Annotated in this window: 19 protein-coding genes; 12 read left to right on the plus strand and 7 right to left on the minus strand. The window is 63.2% G+C overall.

Annotation, left to right across the window (positions count from 1 at the left end; translation table 11 throughout):
* Positions 1-40 precede the first annotated feature (40 nt).
* Together ACO77H_RS17665 and ACO77H_RS17670 are read left to right on the plus strand one after the other, a co-directional pair.
* Positions 41-292, plus strand: a complete 252-nt coding sequence (locus tag ACO77H_RS17665) for a type II toxin-antitoxin system HicA family toxin (protein WP_057439099.1) — start codon at positions 41-43, stop codon at positions 290-292.
* Complete coding sequence (locus ACO77H_RS17670) at positions 289-654, plus strand: type II toxin-antitoxin system HicB family antitoxin (protein ID WP_169954779.1); 366 nt, start codon at positions 289-291, stop codon at positions 652-654. The genes ACO77H_RS17665 and ACO77H_RS17670 overlap by 4 nt, the downstream gene beginning before the upstream one ends.
* Before the next feature lies 1 nt (position 655).
* On the opposite strand, the gene ACO77H_RS17675 is transcribed toward ACO77H_RS17670, so the two are convergent.
* Positions 656-1,828, minus strand: coding sequence for an MFS transporter (locus ACO77H_RS17675; RefSeq protein WP_169954780.1), 1,173 nt, complete (start codon positions 1,826-1,828; stop codon positions 656-658).
* 131 nt (positions 1,829-1,959) lie between these two features.
* Between ACO77H_RS17675 and ACO77H_RS17680 the strand changes: the two genes are divergently transcribed.
* Complete coding sequence (locus tag ACO77H_RS17680) at positions 1,960-2,544, plus strand: TetR/AcrR family transcriptional regulator (RefSeq protein ID WP_169954781.1); 585 nt, start codon at positions 1,960-1,962, stop codon at positions 2,542-2,544.
* Between the two features lie 22 nt (positions 2,545-2,566).
* On the opposite strand, the gene ACO77H_RS17685 is transcribed toward ACO77H_RS17680, so the two are convergent.
* From ACO77H_RS17685 to ACO77H_RS17700, 4 genes are all read right to left on the minus strand, one after another.
* Positions 2,567-4,087: an MDR family MFS transporter gene (locus tag ACO77H_RS17685; RefSeq protein WP_169954782.1), complete on the minus strand. Its 1,521-nt coding sequence runs from the start codon at positions 4,085-4,087 to the stop codon at positions 2,567-2,569.
* Entirely contained in the window at positions 4,077-5,228 is a 1,152-nt protein-coding gene (locus tag ACO77H_RS17690) for an HlyD family secretion protein (RefSeq protein ID WP_169954783.1), read from the minus strand. The genes ACO77H_RS17685 and ACO77H_RS17690 overlap by 11 nt, the downstream gene beginning before the upstream one ends.
* Positions 5,225-6,703 carry an efflux transporter outer membrane subunit gene (locus tag ACO77H_RS17695; protein WP_432754377.1) on the minus strand — a complete coding sequence of 493 codons (1,479 nt, stop codon included), beginning with the start codon at positions 6,701-6,703 and terminating at the stop codon, positions 5,225-5,227. The genes ACO77H_RS17690 and ACO77H_RS17695 overlap by 4 nt, the downstream gene beginning before the upstream one ends.
* 114 nt (positions 6,704-6,817) lie before the next feature.
* On the minus strand, positions 6,818-7,561 hold the full coding sequence (locus tag ACO77H_RS17700; RefSeq protein WP_170043706.1) for an AraC family transcriptional regulator: 744 nt from the start codon (positions 7,559-7,561) through the stop codon (positions 6,818-6,820).
* Between the two features lie 161 nt (positions 7,562-7,722).
* Here ACO77H_RS17700 and ACO77H_RS17705 point away from each other — a divergent pair, with 161 nt between their 5' ends.
* From ACO77H_RS17705 to ACO77H_RS17720, 4 genes are all read left to right on the plus strand, one after another.
* On the plus strand, positions 7,723-8,523 hold the full coding sequence (locus ACO77H_RS17705) for a glucose 1-dehydrogenase (protein ID WP_169954786.1): 801 nt from the start codon (positions 7,723-7,725) through the stop codon (positions 8,521-8,523).
* Positions 8,516-10,342 (plus strand): glycoside hydrolase family 15 protein, encoded by a 1,827-nt coding sequence (locus ACO77H_RS17710; protein ID WP_169954787.1) that lies wholly within the window; start codon positions 8,516-8,518, stop codon positions 10,340-10,342. Before ACO77H_RS17705 ends, ACO77H_RS17710 begins: the two co-directional genes overlap by 8 nt.
* 164 nt (positions 10,343-10,506) lie before the next feature.
* Positions 10,507-11,121, plus strand: a complete 615-nt coding sequence (locus ACO77H_RS17715; protein WP_170058400.1) for a GNAT family N-acetyltransferase — start codon at positions 10,507-10,509, stop codon at positions 11,119-11,121.
* Positions 11,122-11,158: 37 nt separating this feature from the next.
* Positions 11,159-12,091 carry an alpha/beta fold hydrolase gene (locus tag ACO77H_RS17720; protein WP_172314457.1) on the plus strand — a complete coding sequence of 311 codons (933 nt, stop codon included), beginning with the start codon at positions 11,159-11,161 and terminating at the stop codon, positions 12,089-12,091.
* On the opposite strand, the gene ACO77H_RS17725 is transcribed toward ACO77H_RS17720, so the two are convergent.
* Positions 12,061-13,029: a GlxA family transcriptional regulator gene (locus ACO77H_RS17725; protein WP_172314455.1), complete on the minus strand. Its 969-nt coding sequence runs from the start codon at positions 13,027-13,029 to the stop codon at positions 12,061-12,063. The genes ACO77H_RS17720 and ACO77H_RS17725 overlap by 31 nt on opposite strands.
* Before the next feature lie 90 nt (positions 13,030-13,119).
* Between ACO77H_RS17725 and inhA the strand changes: the two genes are divergently transcribed.
* Positions 13,120-13,800 (plus strand): isonitrile hydratase, encoded by a 681-nt coding sequence (gene inhA, locus ACO77H_RS17730; protein WP_169954790.1) that lies wholly within the window; start codon positions 13,120-13,122, stop codon positions 13,798-13,800.
* Between the two features lie 400 nt (positions 13,801-14,200).
* Here the strand turns inward: inhA and ACO77H_RS17735 are convergent, their stop codons facing one another.
* Positions 14,201-14,830 carry a LysE family translocator gene (locus ACO77H_RS17735; RefSeq protein WP_432754378.1) on the minus strand — a complete coding sequence of 210 codons (630 nt, stop codon included), beginning with the start codon at positions 14,828-14,830 and terminating at the stop codon, positions 14,201-14,203.
* Between the two features lie 454 nt (positions 14,831-15,284).
* Here ACO77H_RS17735 and ACO77H_RS17740 point away from each other — a divergent pair, with 454 nt between their 5' ends.
* Genes ACO77H_RS17740 through ACO77H_RS17755 form a run of 4 tightly spaced genes read left to right on the plus strand, consistent with a single transcriptional unit; the run spans position 15,285 to position 19,926 of the window.
* Positions 15,285-16,724 carry an undecaprenyl-phosphate glucose phosphotransferase gene (locus ACO77H_RS17740; RefSeq protein ID WP_170043700.1) on the plus strand — a complete coding sequence of 480 codons (1,440 nt, stop codon included), beginning with the start codon at positions 15,285-15,287 and terminating at the stop codon, positions 16,722-16,724.
* Positions 16,724-18,187: a mannose-1-phosphate guanylyltransferase/mannose-6-phosphate isomerase gene (locus tag ACO77H_RS17745; protein ID WP_432754379.1), complete on the plus strand. Its 1,464-nt coding sequence runs from the start codon at positions 16,724-16,726 to the stop codon at positions 18,185-18,187. The genes ACO77H_RS17740 and ACO77H_RS17745 overlap by 1 nt, the downstream gene beginning before the upstream one ends.
* The gene (locus ACO77H_RS17750; RefSeq protein ID WP_432754380.1) at positions 18,187-19,098 is read left to right on the plus strand and encodes a glycosyltransferase family 2 protein; all 912 of its coding nucleotides are present in this window, start codon (positions 18,187-18,189) and stop codon (positions 19,096-19,098) included. The genes ACO77H_RS17745 and ACO77H_RS17750 overlap by 1 nt, the downstream gene beginning before the upstream one ends.
* Positions 19,099-19,104: 6 nt before the next feature.
* The gene (locus tag ACO77H_RS17755; protein ID WP_170043697.1) at positions 19,105-19,926 is read left to right on the plus strand and encodes a polysaccharide biosynthesis/export family protein; all 822 of its coding nucleotides are present in this window, start codon (positions 19,105-19,107) and stop codon (positions 19,924-19,926) included.
* The last annotated feature ends 2 nt before the right edge of the window (positions 19,927-19,928 follow it).

The raw sequence follows: 19,928 nt of genomic DNA on the forward strand, positions 1-19,928 counted from the left end.
CCGCATTTGCAACTACATTTAGTTACACGCAGGGAACGCCGTGTCCAAAAATGAAAAGCTGCTCGCCAAACTGCTCAACCTGCAGATGGCATTTACCTGGCCCGAGCTCGTCACGTTGCTGGGCTGGCTGGGTTATCGACAAATCGAAGGGGCTGGGAGCCGCGTCAAGTTCGACATTGGCGACCCGAGTGCAATGATCACCCTGCACAAGCCCCACCCTGGCAATGAGCTGAAGTACTACATTCGGCGCCAGATCATTGAACAGTTGGAATCAGGAGGCTTGATTCAATGAGCAACCAGTTGAGACACAAAGGCTACATCGGCTCCATAGAAGCCAGCGTCGAGGACAATTGCCTGTTCGGCAAGCTGCTGTTTATCCGCCCGCTGGTCAGCTACGAAGGCCAGACCGTGGCCCAGTTGGAAGCGGCCTTTCGCGAGGCCGTGGAGGATTACCTGGCTACTTGCCAGACCCTGGGCCAGACACCGGAAAAGCCCTGCAAAGGCTCGTTCAATGTGCGGGTCGGCCATGATCTGCACCTGGCCGCAGCCCTGGCGGCGACGCAGAAAAAGGTCACGCTCAACGACCTGACGCGCCAGGCGTTGCACGAGTTCCTGCGCCATCACGGTGCGGACAGTCACCCCGCCCTGGGGTGACTCATCCCAGGCGGCGGTAGCCCAACACCGCGGCCACCAGCACCACCGCGCCGGCCACCAGCGCCACCCAGAACCCGCTGGGGGCGCCAGATTGGTCGATCATCCAGCCGGAACTGGCAGCACCGATGGCCACGCCGATGCTCAGGCCCGTGATCAGCCAGGTCATGCCTTCGGTCAGGCGACTGGGTGGCACGACCCGTTCCACCAGGGCCATGGACACAATCAGCGTCGGCGCAAAAAACAGCCCGGAGACAAACACCGCCAGCGACAGCCCGAGAATGTCCCCCACCCACAACAACGGCAGGGTGGTCAACGCCGTGGCCAGGCCACACAGCAGGAACTGCCGGGGCAACGGCATGTGCAGTTTCAACGCGCCAAAGGCCAACCCCGCCAGGCACGAGCCAATGGCATACACCGACAGCACGATGCTCGCGGCAGCCGGCTGGCCCTGATGCTCGGCAAACGCCACGCTGACCACATCCACCACCCCGACAATGGTGCCCATGGCCATCAGCAGGATCATCAACACCAGCACCGAAGGTTGGGTAATCAGCCAGCGGCCATGCTGCTCAAGCTGTGCATGGACGGCAGGCTCCGTCTGTTTTTGCAGGACGAACGTGCTCACCCCGACCGCCAGCAAGGCCGCCCCCACCAGGGGCCCGGCTTCCGGAAACAGCAGCACACACAACCCCACCGACAGCGGCGGGCCGAGGATAAAACACACCTCGTCGAGCACCGATTCCAGGGCAAAGGCGGTTTGCAAACGCGGCTGGCCGCGATAGATCTCGGTCCAGCGCGCCCGCACCATGGCCGACATGTTGGGCATGCACCCGGCCAGGGCGGCAAAGATAAACAGAGTCCAGTCCGGCGCCTGCAAGCGGGTGCACAGCAATAGCAACAGCAACGCCCCCCCGCCAATCATCGCCGCCACCGGCAAGACACGGCCCTGGCCGTAACGGTCCACCAGCCGTGAAACCTGCGGCGCGCAAAAGGCCGTGGCCAGGGCAAACGTCGCCGCCACCGCGCCCGCCAGCCCATAGCCGCCGCGAAGCTGCGACAACATGGTGATCAACCCGATACCGGTCATGGAAATCGGCATGCGGGCGAGCATGCCAGCCGATACAAAAGCCCTGGAGCCTGGCGCCTTGAACAGCTCGGCGTAGGGGTTTGCCATGGTGCGTGACCTCTTGCTGGGAGCCCTGGAGCTGGCCATCCGATGAAAGATATACGGTGCGTATGTGGCAAATCATGAGTAACATACGCAGCGTATGTCAACCACTCACCTGCAAATAGCGAGCGTTTCCCATGAGCCGAGCCCGCGCCGAGATGATCGAACAAACCCGTGCCCGCCTGCTTGCCAGCGCCCGCCAGGCCTTTGCCGCCCAAGGCTTTGCCAATACCTCGATGGATGATTTCACCGCCCGCGCCGGCCTGACCCGTGGAGCGTTGTACCATCACTTTGGCGACAAAAAAGGCTTATTGGCGGCGGTAGTCGCGCAACTCGACGGCGAGATGGATCAACGTCTACAGCAGATCAGCGCCCAGGCCGAAAACCCCTGGGATGGTTTTTGCGAACGCTGTCGCGCCTATCTGCGCATGGCCCAGGACCCCGAGATCCAGCGCATCGTGCTGCAAGATGCACCGGCAGTACTTGGCGAAAACACCGCAGCCCAGCAGCAATGCATCCAATCATTGCGCGGGCTGCTGGAGGGGTTGATGCACGCCGGGCTGGTTGAACAGGCCCCCAGCCTGGCGCTGGCCCGATTGATCAATGGCAGCCTGGTGGATACGGCGCAATGGATTGCCCATGCCGAACGCCCGGACGAACGCCTGGAGCAAGCGCTGCAAGGCTTGGAGTTGCTGCTGCGGGGGCTGAAACCCAATCGCTGAATTGCTCAACCCGCGACAGCCATCAAGTGCGACGAAGCAGCAACGCCGCCACCGCACACAAGGTCAGCGCCACACACGCCAGGTAGAACGCGTCGCTGTAAGCCATCAAAAATGCCTGGTGCCGCACGCTCTGGTCGAGCAACTCCAGCACTTGCTGCTGCTGCGGCCATTGTTCCTGCAACACGCCGCCGCCCGGCAAATGTTGCTGCAAAGCAGGTTCGAAAATGCTCAGCGACTCACCGATGCGCGCCGAATGCACCTGCTCGCGCACCACCACCAGTTGCGCCAGCAAGGCCGTGCCCACCGCACCGCCCAGGTTGCGCAGCATCGAGAACACCGCCGAGGCCGAACCGGACTGCGCCTTGGCCAGCCCATGCACGGCCAGCACCGACAGCGCCACCATGATCAGCGGCTGGCCAATGCCGCGCACCACGATCGAGGGGATGATCACGTTACTGGCGCTGTCTGCCGACAAATGCGCGCCCATCCAGCAGCCCAAAGCCATGATCGCAAAACCCGAAGCCACGAGGATTTTCGCGCTCAACCACTTCATCAGCCGCGGCAGGAACGGCGCCAGCACCAGTTGCACCAAACCATAGGCAATCAGGCTGATGCCAATTTCACTGGCGTTGTAGCCCTGCATCTGGGACAGGTAGTTGGGCACCAGAAATACCAGGCCATACGTACTGGCGCCGAAGATAAACATCGCCACGCTGGCGACGCCAAAGTTGTAGTGCGCCAACAACCGCAGGTTGATAAAGCTTTTGCTGCCCCACAATTGCCGGCCGACAAAACCCACCAACCCCACTACCGCCGCCAGGCTCATCCACACAATAAAGGAGGAGCCGAACCAGTCCTTGCGCCCACCCTCCTCCAGCACGATCTGCAATGCCCCCAACCCCAGCACCATGCAGGCGATGCCCAGCCAGTCGCCCTGGCGCAGCAACCCAAGGTTCATCGGCTGGCGGTCGATGGACCAGGCCACGGCCGCCAACAGGGCAACGCCGGGAAACAGTTGCAGGTAGAAGATCCAGCGCCACGAATAAACATCAGTCAGCCAGCCACCAATGGACGGCCCCGCAGCCTGGGCCACACTGTTGGCCAGGCTGAACAGCGCCATGCCCAGGGGGATCTTGCTGGCGGGCAACTCAGTGATGATCAACTGGAACGACAACGGAATCAGCACCGCCCCCGCCGCGCCCTGGATGACCCGGATGATGATCATCACCGGCAGGTTAGGCGCCATCGAGCACGCCACCGAGGCCACCAGAAACACCCCGGAGCCCCACAACATCACCCGCCGCAACGAAAACACCTGCACCAGCCAGGCAGTGAGCGGGATCATGATGATTTCCGCCACCAGATAGGCCGTGGAAATCCACGAACCCTCCTCGAACGTAGCCCCCAGGGCCCCTTCGATTTCCGGCAGGGCGGCGCTGGTGACATGCACGTTCATGCCGGCCATGAAACACCCGAACAAGCCACCGATCACCGCGACCCAGGCGCGAAACGATACGTTCGAGGTGCGTGCATCAGCCTCCATGGGAACCGTCCTGCTGGCTGGCCGGACGGGTGTCCACCGTGGCGATCACCGACATTCCCGGCAAGATGACGGGCGCATTCGCCGCGTCGGTCACCAGGCGGATCTTCACCGCAAAGCGCTGCACGATCTTGGTGAAATTGCCGGTGGCGTTATCCGGCGGCAACAAGGCAAACACCGCGCCGGAACCGGGCGCGATGCTTTCTACCTGGCCGCGCCAGTGCTGGCCGGAAAAACTGTCCACCGCGATATCCACCGATTGCCCCGGCGCCATGTGTTGCAACTGGGTTTCCTTGTAGTTGGCGATCACATAGGCCTGCTCCACCGGCACCACCGCCAGCAACGGCAGGCCCGGCATCACGTACTGCTGGCGACGCACCTTGCGCTGGCCCACGACCCCATCGAACGGCGCGCGGATCGCCGTGTCATTCAAGGCGTTGCGAGCCAGGGCCAGTTTGGCCTGGGCCTCGCCCACCCGGGCCTGGGATTGGGCAATCCGCGCCTGGGCCTGTTGGCGGCGCGCCTGCAACACCTGGCACTGGGCCTGCTGCCGGGCCACTTGGGCACGGGCCTCGGTCACTGCCGCCAGCGCCTTGGCCTGGCCGGCACTGGCGGTTTCCAGGCGCTCACGGGTAGCAATCTGCTGGTCCACCAGGTCGCGATAACGCAGGAAGTCCAGGCGGGCACGATGAGCCTCGGCCTCGCTGCTGCTCAACGCAGCCTGAGCCTGGACGATGCGTTGCTGCTGCTCGCCCAGGCGTGCGTCCAGGGTATGCAGGCTGGACTGGCGCGCCGTCGCCGCTGCCCGGGCTTGCTGCAACTTGGCCTCGGTGCTGTGCAACTGTTCGATAAAGTCGCGGTCATCCAGGCGTACCAGCACATCCCCGGCCTTGACCGGCTGGTTGTCCTCCACCAACACCTGGGCCACGTAGCCGGCGATGCGTGGGCTGATTGCCACCCAATCGGCGCGCACGTAGGCATCGTCGGTTTCTTCAAGGAATCGCCCCCATTGCCACCAATACCCGGCAAACAGCCCCAGCCCCAACAGCGTCGCCAGGGATGCGCCCGTCAACAATGCGCGGCGATGGCGTTGCATCAAGCTGGGAGTGGATTGCAGGATGGCGGGTTCAACAGCCTGGTTCATGGCGTGGCTCCAAGGGTCGCAAGGGGGATGGGTTGGGGGTGATCGTCACGTTGCCAGCCGCCACCTAGGGCCTGGAACAGGTCGATCTGGCGGTTGATCAAGCGCAGGTCGGCCTGGGCCAGGGTGGCCTGCAGGTTGACCAGGCTGCGCTCACTGTCCAGCAGTTGCAGGGCATCGAGGGCGCCGGCCCGAAAACTGCGGTTGGCCAGCTCAAACGCCCGCTGGCTGCTGTCCAGCGCGGCTTGCAGGGCCTGGCGGCGTTGCTGTTCGCCCTGATACAGGGCCAGGGCTTGCTCGACCTGTTTCAAGGCATTGAGTACCGTGCCGTCAAAACGCGCCTGGGCCTCGCGCGCCTGGGCCCGGCGCTGGCCCACCTGGGCCTGGGCAACGCCGCGATGGGGAAAGCGCCAGGACAGCAACGGCCCCACGGAATACACCAGCGCCTCACTGTCCCCCAACTTGCCCAGGCTGCTGGCGGAAGACTCCAGCGCGGCACCGAACGTCACCCGCGGATACAAATCTGCGCGCGCGACACCGATGGCCAGCGTGGCCGCTTGCAGTTGGCGCTCGGCACGCCGGATATCGGCACGCCGCTGCACCAGCGCCCAGCCGTCCCCCACCGGCAGCGGCGCCTGCAATTGCGGGGGTCGGGCACAGCTGTTGCGGGCCACGTCCTGGGGCGCCACCCCACTGAGCACCGCCAATTCATACAGGGCGGCCTGACGGCGGGCAGTCAATATCGGCAACGGCGCACGGGTTTCTTCCAGCAGGCCATCGAGGCGCGCCAGGTCCAGCGCCGTCGCCGCCCCGGCTTTCTGCAACGCGCGGGTGACTTCTACACTGCGCTCCAACACTTGCACCGAATGACGCTGCACCTGGCGGCTGAACTCATAGACGCAGGCCTGACCATAGGCGCGGGTGATTTGCGCGGCCACCGTCACCCGCCATTCATCTTCCAGCGCGCGCGCCGCATCCGCATCGGCGCGGGCGGCGGCCAGGCGATAACGCACCTCGCCCCACAGGTCCAGGGTGTAGCTCAGGGCGAATCCGGGCGTATGGCTCCATTGGGCGTCGGCATGTTTACCGCTCGCCTGGGCCAGGGTCTGGTCGTCTCGGCTGCGGCCATAGCCCACGCCGTAGGTCAGCAGGCTCGAGGGTTGGCGCTCGCTGTCGACCTGTTCCAGGCGGGCCAGCAACGCGTCGACATGGGCGGCGGCAGCCTCCAGGTCTTTGTTGTGGCTCAAGGCCTGCTCGACCAGCCGGTCCAATTGCGGGTCGCGGTACAACTGCCACCAGCGCTGGGGCAGCGGCTGGGTGGCCGAGCCACTGGACAATTGCGGCGCCGCCTGGGCTGTCAACTGCGCGGCTGGCTCGTCGGGCAGGCCGCTGCATCCGGCCAGCGCGCCCAGCAGAAGCAGGGTCAGGGATGCCGGGGATCGATGGCTAGTGGGTGGATGAACGACAAGGCTGGGCATCACAAAGCTCGCTGAAGAATGAGCTTTGCAGATTAGGCATGCACCCTGGCGGATTCGCCCGCGCCAGGGCCATGTATCGTCGCCAAATGGACAATTGGGTTACATGAAGCAACATCAGGCCCCGGGACGGAAATGACTCGGCGGATACCCCAGTGAACGACGGAACATCGCGCTGAACGCGCTCGGGCTCTGGTAACCATGCTCCAGCGCCACCTCCAGGATCGAAGCGCCCTGGGCCAGCAGCTTCAGGCTCAGGGCCAGGCGCGCACGCTTGCGCCACTCGCCAAAGCTCATGCCCAGTTCCCGCTGGAAAATCCGGCTCAGGGTGCGCGCGCTCATGTTCAGGGTCTCGGCCCAGGACTCCAGGCTGCTGTCATCGGATGGGTTGCGGATAAACCGGTTACATAGCCGGGCCAAGCGCGCTTCGCCGGGAACCGGCACATGCATGGCCACCACCGGTGCAGCCAGCAGCTCCATGCGGATCAGCTCCACCATGGCCTGCAAGCGTGGGCTGTTCTGGCCGGCGATCTGTGTGGCGGCCACGATCAGCTCGCGCAGCAGGGCCGAGACCTCGATCACCTGGCAGGTCCGGCCCAGGCTTGGCTCCACCTCAGGTATCAGGAACAAGGTGCGCATGTGCACCTCGCCGGCCATACGGATCTCGTGGGGCGTCCCGGCGGGCACCCACAACGCATGCCCGGACGGCACCAGCCAACTGCCCTGGGCGGTGCTGACCACCATCACTCCGGTGACCCCGTGAATCAGTTGCGCCTGGGTATGACAATGGGGGTGGACCACTTCGTCGTTGCGGTAGTTGTCGGCATAAGCCTCAAGCCAAGGCCGGTGCGCAGTTGTCATGGGCAGCGTCTCACGTCATCAAGCCGCTGATTCTAACCAAAAGCCCGCTGGCGAAAACGATAGATATAGACAGCCATCGTCGCATTTCAGACAAGCCGCTGAACTTGTGCCGCGCACCATCAGTCAGCTCAATGGACTCCTGAAGAAAGGTTGGGTGGACAATGCGCATCTCGTTGGAACAACAAGTGGCCGTGGTCACCGGGGCCAGCTCCGGCATTGGCGCGGGCGCCGCCAAAGCGTTGGCCGCCGCCGGCGCGGCGGTGGTGGTGAACTACAACAGCCAGGCAGAACCCGCCCAGGCCCTGGCCGCGCAGATCAACCAGGCCGGTGGCCGGGCCCTGGCGATCGGTGCCGACGTGTCCAGGGAGGCCGATGTCGAGCGCCTGTTTGCGCAAACCCTCGACGCCTTCGGCCACCTGGACATCCTGGTGGCCAACTCGGGCCTGCAGAAAGACGCCGCCATCAGCGACATGACCCTTGAGCAATGGAACGCGGTGATTGGCGTCAACCTCACCGGCCAGTTCCTCTGCGCCCGCGCCGCCTTGCGCATTTTCAACCGCCAGGGTGTGCGAGTCGGCGTATCGCGGGCCGCCGGCAAGATCATCCATATGAGTTCGGTGCACCAGTTGATCCCCTGGGCCGGCCACGTCAATTACGCGGCCTCCAAGGGCGGCGTCGAGATGCTGATGCGCAGCCTCGCCCAGGAAGTCAGCCACCAACGGATCCGCATCAACGGCATCGCGCCGGGGGCGATCCGCACGGCCATCAACCGCGCCGCCACCGAGGGCGATGCCGAGCAGCAGTTGCTCAAACTGATCCCCTATGGCCGCGTTGGCGACGTGGAGGATGTGGCCAACGCCGTGGTCTGGCTGGCCAGTGATGCGTCCGACTATGTGGTGGGCAGCACCTTGTTTATCGACGGCGGCATGAGCCTTTATCCGGAGTTCAAAGACAATGGTTGATCTGAAAAACGAAGCGCAAAGCGCCATCGACGCCCACGGCATCATCGGCGACATGCGCAGTGCAGCGCTGATCAACGACCAGGGCAGCATCGATTTTTTCTGCTGGCCGGAATTCGACAGCCCGTCGATCTTCTGCTCACTGCTCGACTCCCCCGCCGCCGGGATCTTCCAGCTCACCCCAGACCTGCCCGAGGCGCGCCGCGAACAAATCTACCTGCCGGACACCAACGTCCTGCAAACCCGCTGGCTGAGCGATGAGGCGGTGGTGGAAATCACCGACCTGCTGAGCATCAGCGACGACGTCGACGACCTGCCCCTGCTGATCCGCCGCGTGCGGGTGGTGAGCGGCAAGGCCACCCTGCATATGCGCTGCGCGGTACGCCATGACTATGCCCGGGCGCCCACCCGGGCTACGGCGGATAAGACCGATGTATGTTTCCAAGCCCCGGGCCTGCCCGGCCTGCGCCTGGCCAGCAGCCTACCGGTACAGATCGAGGACGATGCCGCGGTCGCCTGCTTTACCCTGGACCAGGACCAGGGCGCCGAATTTGTCCTTGGCGGCCTCGACGATGTGCGTGTCGACAGTGGCGGCACCGACCTGTGCCTGCAACGCACCCTGCAGTTCTGGCGCGGCTGGCTGGCGCAGTCCAACTACCGTGGCCGCTGGCGGGAAATGGTCAACCGCTCGGCCCTGGCCCTGAAGCTTTTGACCTCGCGCAAACACGGAGCGATCCTCGCAGCGGCCACCTTCGGCCTGCCCGAAAGCCCCGGCGGCGAGCGCAATTGGGACTACCGCTACACCTGGATCCGCGACGCCTCGTTCACCGTCTATGCCTTTATGCGCCTGGGGTTTGTCCAGGAAGCCAATGACTACATGCGCTGGCTGCGCGGGCGCGTCAGCGACTGCTGCGGGCAGCCGATGAAAATCAATATCCTGTATGGCATCGACGGCCGCCAACAGCTGCCGGAAACCGAGTTGACCCACCTCAGCGGCCACGGCGGCGCGCAACCGGTGCGCATTGGCAACGAGGCCTTTGACCAGGTGCAACTGGATATCTTTGGCGAACTGATGGACGCGGTGTACCTGGTCAACAAGTACGGCGAGGCCATCTCCCATGAAGGCTGGAAACACACCCTGGAAGTGGTGGACCAGGTGTGCGAAACCTGGAACCAGAAAGACGTCGGCATCTGGGAGATGCGTGGCGAGCAGCATCACTTCCTGCACTCGCGGCTGATGTGCTGGGTGGCGCTCGACCGGGCGATACGCCTGGCCTCCAAACGCTCGCTGCCAGCCCCGTTCGCCCGCTGGGACCAGACCCGCCAGGCGATTTATGAAGATATCTGGAGCAACTTCTGGAACGCCGAACGCGGGCATTTCGTGCAGCACATCGGCAGCACTGCACTGGATGGGTCGATGCTGTTGATGCCACTGGTGCGCTTCGTGGCGGCTACCGACCCGCGCTGGCTGTCGACCCTGGAGGCCATCCAGAAAAGCCTGGTGCGCGACGGCATGGTGTACCGCTACCGCAATGACGACAGCCAGATTGACGGCTTGCAAGGCACAGAGGGGGCGTTTACCGCCTGTTCATTCTGGTACGTCGAATGCCTGGCCCGCGCGGGGCAAGTGGAAAAGGCCCACCTGGAGTTCGAGCAACTGCTGCGCTATGCCAACCCGCTGGGGCTGTATGCCGAAGAGTTCGACAGCCAGGCACGGCATCTAGGCAACACGCCCCAGGCCTTGAGCCATTTGGCGCTGATCAGCGCGGCGACGTTTCTGGATCGCAAGTTGAGTGGGGAAAAAACCGTGTGGCAACCTTGAGAATCGAGCAGCGAAGTGAAACCCTTGTAGAAGCTATCAGGCAACCTCCACATTGGCTGCACCGACGCCATCGCTGCCTCGCTAAAGCTCGACCGCTCCACCTTTGATCTTTGCTACCTTGAGCAAGCTATCTGCCTGCCCCCTCCTGTATTCAAGGAACGAATATGAACCCGCCCCTGGCGCCCGACAATGTTCAGTCGATACCCACGCCAACCGCGCCACACCACAGGGATGCGTTCCCCACCCTGCACACTGAACGTTTGCACCTGCGGGAGTTGACCCCCCACGACGCCCCGGCGCTGTTCGCGATCTATCGCGACGCCGAGGCCATGCCCTGGTTTGGCATTGATCCCATGACCGATGTATCCCAGGCCCACGCCCTGATCGCCACCTTCGCTCAATGGCGGACCCAGGCCAATCCGGGCACGCGCTGGGGTCTGGAATGTGAAGGCAGGTTGATTGGCACCTGTGGGCTGTTCAAATGGAATCGCCAGTGGAACAGCTGCGCCCTGGCCTGCGAGCTGGCACCGGCGGCCAGGGGCAAAGGCTTGATGAACGAGGCCCTGGGCAGCGTGCTCGATTGGGGCTTTGCGCAGATGCAACTGCATCGTGTCGAAGCGCTGGTTCATCCGCGCAACCTGCCGTCCCAGGCGCTGCTGGGGCGCCTGGGTTTTAGCCGCGAAGGCGTGCTGCGCGAGGCCGGGTTTTGGGCGGGGCGTTATCAGGACCTGCAAGTGTTTTCGCTGCTGGCCCATGAACACGCAAAGGTTTCGCGCTAAAGTCCAGGCTCCCTGCTGTGACCCTAACGGAGTCCCAATGAGCCCCTCGATCGCGCTGCTGTATATCCGCACTCCCATGCTCGATATCGCCTACGAAGCCCATGGCCCGGCCGACGGCGAAGTGGTGATTCTGCTGCACGGTTTTCCCTATGACCCTCGCGGCTACGATGCCATCGCGCCGGTGTTGGCCGAGGCTGGCTATCGCGTGCTGGTGCCTTACCTGCGCGGCTACGGCCCGACCCGTTTTGCCCACGCCCAGGTAATGCGCTCCGGCCAACAGGCGGCGCTGGCCAAGGACCTGCTGGATTTCATGGACGCCCTGTCCATCGACCAGGCAGCCCTTGCTGGTTATGACTGGGGCGGGCGCGCCGCGTGCATTGTCGCGGCGCTTTGGCCCACGCGCGTACGCTGCCTGGTCACAGGTGATGGCTACAACATTCAGGACATTGCCAAGTCCGTCCAGCCACGCGCGCCGGTCACGGAGCATCGGTTGTGGTACCAGTTCTATTTCCACACCCAACGGGGTGTCGATGGCCTGACCGCCAACCGCGGCGAGCTGTGTGAACTGCTGTGGTCACTCTGGTCGCCCTCCTGGGCCGAGGGGCCGAGCCTTTACCCGCAGACGGCGCCCTCGTTTGATAACCCGGACTTTGTGGAGGTGGTGATCCACTCCTATCGCCATCGTTTCATGTATGCCGAGGGTGATCCGGCGCTGGAAGGGATTGAACAGGCGCTGGTGCAGCCGCCGCCGATTTCGGTGCCAAGCATTTCGCTGTGCGGCGCCGACGACGGTGTCGGCCCGGCTCCCGAGGTGGATGACGACGTGGGCAATTTCAGCGGACTCTATCGACGCCGGGTGCTCGCCGGGGTGGGCCACAATATTCCCCAGGAAGCACCGCAGGCCACCCTCGATGCATTGTTTGAACTGCTGGAGCAGACTCACGCCGGCGCCGCAAACCGCTCGCGATAAAGCTGCGGGGTGATCGACAACGCGCGGATAAAACTGCGGCGCATGGTTTCTTCGCTGCCAAAGCCGCATTGCGCCGCGATGCGCTTGATTGCCACGGTGCTGTCGGCCAGTTGCCGGCGTGCGGTTTCCACGCGGATCAGTTCCACCGCCCGGGCCGGGGTCTGGCCGGTTTCGGCGCGGTAATGGCGTACGAAGCTGCGTTCGCTCATGCCACACGCAGCCGCCAGGGTCGGGATGTTCAAGTTAAGGTGCAGGTGCTCGGCAATCCACGCATGCAATTGACTGAAGCGGCTGCCGCCCTTTTGCAGGGACAGGGTGACGCTGAACTGCGACTGCCCACCGGGTCGTTTGAGAAACACCACCAGGTGCCGCGCTACTTCCAGGGCCACCGCGCGGCCCAGGTCCTGTTCCACCAGGGCCAGGCACAAATCGATACCAGCCGTGACCCCCGCCGAAGTCCAGAGCGAGCCCTGCTGGATAAAGATCGGGTTGGCCTCGACCCGCAGCCTGGGGTATTTAAGCGCCAGTTCCTCGCAGCGCGTCCAGTGGGTGGCGACACGGCAGCCGTCCAGCAGGCCACTGGCGGCCAACAGGAAGGCACCGGTACACACCGAGGTGATGCGCCGCGACTGCTTGGCTTTTTGCCGCACCCACTCCACCAGTTGCGGATCATCGGCCGCCCCATACACGCCCCAGCCACCAGCGATCACCAGGGTGTCGCAAGGCGTATCGGCGGCAGGCAACGGCTCGGCCACCAGGGCCAGGCCGGCAGAGGTCATCACCGGCTCGGCCTGGGCGGCAACCACGTTGACCGCATAGGGCAACGGCAAACCTTGCTGGCGGGCCAGGTCGTTGGCCGAGGCAAACACTTGCAACGGCCCGGTGACGTCGAGTACCTGCACGTTGGCAAAGGCCAGCACATGGATGATTTTCGGCATGATTGGCGTGATTCGTGGGCTCAATGGCGTATACGCCAAAGCCTAGGCCACTAGAGTGAAGCCGTCCATCCCCTCTCCTGGAGTTTCACCATGACCTTGCAGATCGGCTTTGTGTTGTTCCCCGGCATCCAGCAACTGGACCTCACCGGCCCCTACGACGTACTGGCGTCATTGCCGGACGTAAAGTTGCACCTGATCTGGAAAGACTTGGCGCCGATCACTTCCAGCAGCGGGTTGGTGCTGTCGCCGACCATCACCTACGACCATTGCCCGACGCTGGACGTGATCTGCGTACCGGGCGGCTCGGGGGTTGGGCCGCTGATGGAAGATGAGCCGACCCTGGACTTTCTGCGGGCACAATCCCAGACCGCGCGCTATGTGACGTCGGTGTGTACCGGCTCGCTGGTGCTGGGAGCGGCGGGTTTGCTGCGCGGGCGGCGAGCCACCACGCATTGGGCCTATCACGAGATGCTGGCCACTTTGGGCGCGACTGCGGTGCAGGAGCGTGTGGTACGCGACGGCAATCTGTTCACCGGGGGCGGCATCACGGCGGGGATCGACTTTGCCCTGACCCTGGCCGCCGAGCTGTACGGCGAGGCGGCGGCGCAGTTGGTGCAATTGCAGCTTGAATATGCGCCAGCCCCGCCCTTCAATGCCGGCCGCCCGGACACCGCGCCACGGCCGGTGCTGGACGAGGCGAATAAGCGTACCGCTGAATCACGCAAGACCCGGGGCGAAATTGCCGCACGGGCGGCGGCGCGGCTGGGCTGAAGGCCGGACGCTTTTCCCCTTGTGGGAGCGGGCTTGCTCGCGAGGACGTCGGCCCAGCAAACATTGATGTTGACTGACCCACTGCTTTCGCGAGCAAGCCCGCTCCCACAGGGGATGTGCGTCGAGGCAGAAGTTTGGGCCACACCACAAATCAAAGGTAGGAGCTGGCTTGCCTGCGATGGCGGTATACCAGCCGCCAAAAATAATGGCTGAACTGCCGCTATCGCGGGCAAGCCCGCTCCCACAGGGGATGTGCGTCGGGGCAGTAGTTTGGGCCACACCACAAATCAAAGGTAGGAGCTGGCTTGCCTGCGATGGCGGTACACCAGCCGCCAAAAATAGTGGCTGAACCGCCGCTATCGCGAGCAAGCCCGCTCCCACAAGGAGAGGCATCTGCCATTTACAAGCTGCGCGGCATCACCGCCAGGCGCACGGCCAACACCGTCAGCACCGTGGCCAGCCCCCATTTCTGCAGGCCGGCGGTTCTTTTACTACCGGCGAAAAACCGGCTGATCGCCCCGCCAAAAACCCCCAGTACCGCGTGAAATACGCCCGCAATCAGCGTCAGGACCGCACCCAACTGCACCAATTGCAGGGCAATGGGGCCGGCCTCGGGTTTGACGAACTGCGGCAGGAACACCATGAAAAACAGCAGCGCCTTGGGGTTGAGCAGGCTGTTGAGCATGGCCCGCATAAACACCCCGCCCAGGCGTACCCGCACAACTTGGGCGGTATCCAGGGACGGTTTTTTCTGCAAGGTCTTGAACGCCAGCCACAGCAGGTAGACCACCCCGGCATAACGAATCAGGTCAAACGCCGGGGGCCAACTGGCCACCAACGCGGTGACACCGGTAGCGGTGAGTGCGGTCAGTAGCAGGTCGGCCACCCCGATCCCCAACCCCGCCGCCGCCCCACCGCGCCAGCCATAGCTCACGCCATGACTGATGACAAAGGCCATATTCGGCCCGGGCGACAGCAGCAACAGCAGCACGGAGCCAGAGAAAACCGCCAGGGTTGGGAGATCGATCATGCTTAGCTCATCCGCCAGGGAAAACCGTAGATTAGTCTCACCCCTGGGCCAGATGCCAGCAGCCGCCAGAGAGTTCCTACAGATGCCGGTGCAGCCCGTCAAAAAAGCTTTTCCTGCCCGGCAGGATAATTCCCGCTTTTGTTTCTACACTCCAAAAAGCCATCACTTATTCTCGATTAATCTGAGAATACCGCAAAATATGTCAACAAACCGTCATCACAAGAGTATCTTATGACACTAGACGGCTAGACCCATGGAAAAAGTCAAAACCTTGACGAGAAAATCAAAAGGAGCCATCATTTAGACATTACTTCGCAACAGCCTGCGCCCAGACAGGCAATTGCGCGTTACCCAGTGAAAGCAGTCGTTCGCCTTGCACCACTTATAAAGCAGACCTGCCTTATGGATGAGCAAACGAACAGGGAAGTCCTGGTGGTGTATTGAGGGATGATTTATGCGTGAGAAGTCGTCAGTCGACAGCCTGTTTCTGACTCGTACCGGTTTTGTTGAATTCTTTGTGGTTTTCGTCAAATTAATCCACGGCCTGACGGCAGTCCTGCCGGCGATGATCCTGTTGTTCTACCCGGATCCGGTCGACCCGCAAATGCGTGGCCACTACCTGGGCCTGCTGCTGTTTTTTGCGATCCTGACCATTATTCTGTTCCAGGCCCTGGGGGTGTACTCCGAGGACCTGTTCAGCAACCGCCTGCGTTTTCGCGTGATGTTGGTCGCGTGGATCTCGGCGTTTTGCATCCTGCTGTTCATGTACCAGATCCTGCTGCTGTTCCCACAGTTGAGCCCGCGCAACCTGATGTTCTGGTTCAGCCTGAGCCTGATCCTGTTTGGCGTGGAACGCATCCTGATGCTACGCCTGTATCGCAACCTGATGAAGAACGGCAAGTTCCTGCAGCGCACGGTGATCCTCGGCTTTACCGACACCGCCATCCATGTGGCCGAACACCTGTCGCGCAACAGTGACATCCGCTCCGGCCTGATCGGTTTTATCGACGACCGCACCGAACGCATCCCCAAGGAATTGAGCAACCTGCCGTTGCTGGGCAACACCCGCGACCTGGAAAAACTGATCAGGTCCGAACAGGTCAACCAGGTGATGATCACCCTGCCCTGGGCCGCCGAGCAGCGCATCAACGGGCTGGTCAAGCGCCTGCGGCAGATGTCGGTCAACGTCATGCTGGTGCCGGACATGGCCGCCCTGCGCTATGGCCATAACCGCATCACCGATGTCGGCGGCATCCTGATGTTCAACACCTCGCAACTGCCGTTGCGCGGTTGGTCACCCTTTATCAAGCGCTGTGAAGACCTGCTGTTGGCCAGCGCAGGCCTGCTGCTGTTGTCGCCGATCATGGTGGTGACCGCCATTGCCATCAAGCTCGACTCCAAGGGCCCGGTGCTGTTTCGCCAGAAGCGCTACGGCTATAACGACAACCTGATCCGGGTGTTCAAGTTCCGCTCGATGTACGTCGACCAGAGCGATTTCAACGCCGAGTGCCAGACCACCCGCCGCGACCCACGTATCACCCGTGTCGGGCGAATCATTCGCAAGACCAGCATCGACGAGCTGCCGCAACTGTTCAATGTGCTGCTGGGCAATATGTCGATGGTCGGTCCGCGCCCCCATGCCACCGCCACCAAGGCCGCCGGGATTCCGTTCGAGGAAGCCGTCAGCGAATACAGCTCGCGGCACCGGGTCAAGCCGGGCATCACCGGCTGGGCGCAGATCAATGGCTACCGGGGTGAAACCGACACCCTGTTCAAGATCCAGAAACGGGTCGAATACGACCTGGAATACATCGCCAAATGGTCGGTGTGGTTTGACCTGTACATCGTTTTCATGACGGTCCCGGCCGTCCTTTCCACCAAGGAAGTCTATTGATGAACACCCTCAACGGATTGATTCCCTGCATCATCTCCGGTGGCTCGGGCACGCGGCTGTGGCCGGTTTCGCGGCAGAACATGCCCAAGCCGTTCATGCGCATGCGCGACGACCAGAGCCTGTTGCAGAAAACTTTCCTGCGCGCCAGCCGCCTGCTGGGGGTCGACAGCGTGCTGACGGTGACCAACCGCGACCTGCTGTTTCGCACCCTCGACGATTACCGCGCAGTCAACACCGCCCACCTGGGCCTGGATTTGCTGCTGGAACCGTTCGGCCGCAACACGGCTGCGGCCATCGCGGTCGCTGCCCTGCATGTGCAGGAGTTTTTCGGCGCCGATGCGCAATTGCTGGTGATGCCGGCCGACCACCTGATCCTCGATGAAAACGCCTTCGCCAAGGCCGTGGCCCAGGCCCGCGAATTGGCCGAAGCGGGTTACCTGGTGACCTTCGGCATCCAGCCCGACCGCCCCGAGACCGGCTTTGGCTATATCGAACAAGGCCCGGCGCTGGCCCAGGGTTTCCGTGTCCAGCGCTTCGTCGAAAAACCCGACCTGGCCACCGCCCAAGGCTACCTCGACGGCGGCAAGCACCTATGGAATGCCGGGATGTTCTGCTTCAAGGCCGCCACCCTGCTCGAAGAGCTGGCGACCCACGCCCCGGCCGTGCTGGACGCAGCCAAGGCGGCGCTGGAACACAGCACCAGCCTGCAAAACAGCAGCAGCCGCCAGCGCGAACTGAACCCGCAAGGCTTTGGCACCGCGCCGGACATCTCCATCGACGTGGCCCTGATGGAGAAATCCGCCCAGGTTGCCGTAGTGCCGTGTGACATCGGCTGGAGCGATATCGGCTCCTGGGAAGCCCTGCGCCAGCTGACCCCCAGCGACGACAACGGCAACCAGATCAATGGCGAAGCGATCCTGCACGACGTGCACAACTGCTATATCGACTCGCCCAAGCGCGTATTGGGCGCGGTCGGGGTGCGTGACCTGATCATCGTCGACACCCCCGACGCCCTTCTGATTGCCGACGCCAACCGCAGCCAGGATGTGCGCCATATCGTTGCCGAGCTCAAGCGCCAGAATCATCCCGCGTTCAGCCTGCACCGCACCGTCACCCGGCCCTGGGGCACGTACACGGTGCTGGAGGAAAGCACGCGCTTCAAGATCAAGCGCATCGTGGTCAAGCCCAAGGGCTCGCTGTCGTTGCAAATGCACCATCACCGCAGCGAACACTGGGTAGTGGTCAGCGGCGCGGCAATGATCACCAATGGCGAGCGCGAGATCCTGCTCAACATGAACGAGTCCACCTATATTCCCGCCGGGCACAAACACCGCCTGACCAACCCCGGCATCATCGACCTGGTGATGATCGAGGTGCAGAGCGGCGAATACCTGGGCGAAGACGACATTGTGCGCTTCGACGACATCTACGGCCGTGCGCCCGCCAGCGAGCCCAAGCCCTGATGCGTACGTCCCTGATCATCCCGACCCGCAACGCCGCCGGCCACCTCGACCGGCTGCTGCCGGCGCTGCGCATGCAGACCCTGCAACCCGACGCAATGCTGGTAGTGGACAGCGCCTCGAGCGATGACACGGTGGCGCGCTTTCGCGAGTTTGGCGCGCGTGTCGAAGTGATCGCCGCCCGCGACTTCAACCACGGCGGCACCCGGCGCTGGGCCAGCGAGCAGGTGGGTGGCGATGCGCTGATCGTGATGACCCAGGATGCGATCCCGGCCGAGCCCGAGACCTTCGCCAACCTGCTCGCCGAGCTGCAACTGGACCCACTCAACGGCGTCGCCTATGGCCGGCAGCTGCCGCACCCCGGTGCGGGAGTGCTGGGCGCGCAGTCGCGGCACTTCAACTACCCGGCCCACAGCCGCAGCAAAAGCCTGGCCGATGCGCCGCAGTTGGGGATCAAGACCTGCTTTAGCTCCGATTCGTTTTCCGTGTACCGGCGCAGCGCCCTAGAGGCCGTGGGCGGCTTTCCTGCCGATGTGATCGGCAGCGAAGACGCCTACGTCGCCGCGCGCCTGCTGCTGGCGGGCTGGAAGGTGCAGTACGCCGCCAGCGCGCGGGTTTATCACTCCCACGATTACCGACTCATGGATGAATTTCACCGCTACTTCGACATTGGTGTGTTCTACGGCCGCGAGCCGTGGATTCGCCAGGCGTTTGGCGACGCCGGCGGTGAAGGTAAACGCTATGTACTGGCCGAATTACGTGCCTTGCGCGAGGCCAACGCCTTGCACCGCGCCCCCGAAGTGGTGGTGCGCAGTGCCTTTAAATTGCTGGGCTATCGCCTCGGCCACCTTGAACGCTACCTGCCCAAATCGCTCAAGCAGCGCCTGGGCATGTTTTCCACCTACTGGACTTGAGCCGTCATGAAGACTACCAACCGACGTTCCCGTCTTACCCTGTTCAGCCTGTTGAGTGCCTCGATCTGGCTGGCTGGTTGTTCGACCCCTGCGCGGGTGCCGCTTCCTGACAACAACACGCTCAAGGCCGGCCACCAGGCGGCGCTGACCTTGGCCGACCTGCCGCCCCCGCAGGTGCTGATCCAGAGTGGCGACCTGTTGCGCATCGTGCGCGATGCCCAGGAGCCAGCGGCGGCCGACGACATGACGGTATTTGTCGTGCGCCCCGACGGCGTGATCTCCATCCCCAACATCGGTCGAGTCAAGGCGGCATTGCGCACGCCGGAAGACCTGGGCAAGGAAATCACCGACAAGTACAAGCGCATCTACCGTGAACCGGCAGTGACGGTAAACATCGCCAGCGCCCCGAGCAACAAGGTGTTTATCGGCGGTGCGGTGCCGAACCCGGCGTTTTTCGACCTGGCGGGTAATGTCAGTGTGGAGCAGGCCTTGCTCAGCTCCGGCGGCGTGCTGGCCTCGGCGGACGCCTCCAACGTGGCCCTGATGCGTACCGGCCCGGATGGCAAGTACAAGACTTACTTCATCAGCTTGAACAGCATGCTGACCGATCCCAATCACCCTCGGGTGGCCCTGCAACGTGGCGACCTGATCTACGTGCCGCAGTCGGGCATCGGCGCCACCGTGGAAGCGGTGGACATGTACTTCACCCGCCTGTTCCCGATCAACAAGGGCATTGGTGTGGGCTTGAACTACGACCTCAACGACAGTGGCGTGAAGAACAGCGGCAACACCATCTACAACAACCCAGTCATCAACGCAGGCCAATGATT

This window comes from Pseudomonas sp. WMBT8 (assembly GCF_050916005.1).
GTDB lineage: Bacteria > Pseudomonadota > Gammaproteobacteria > Pseudomonadales > Pseudomonadaceae > Aquipseudomonas.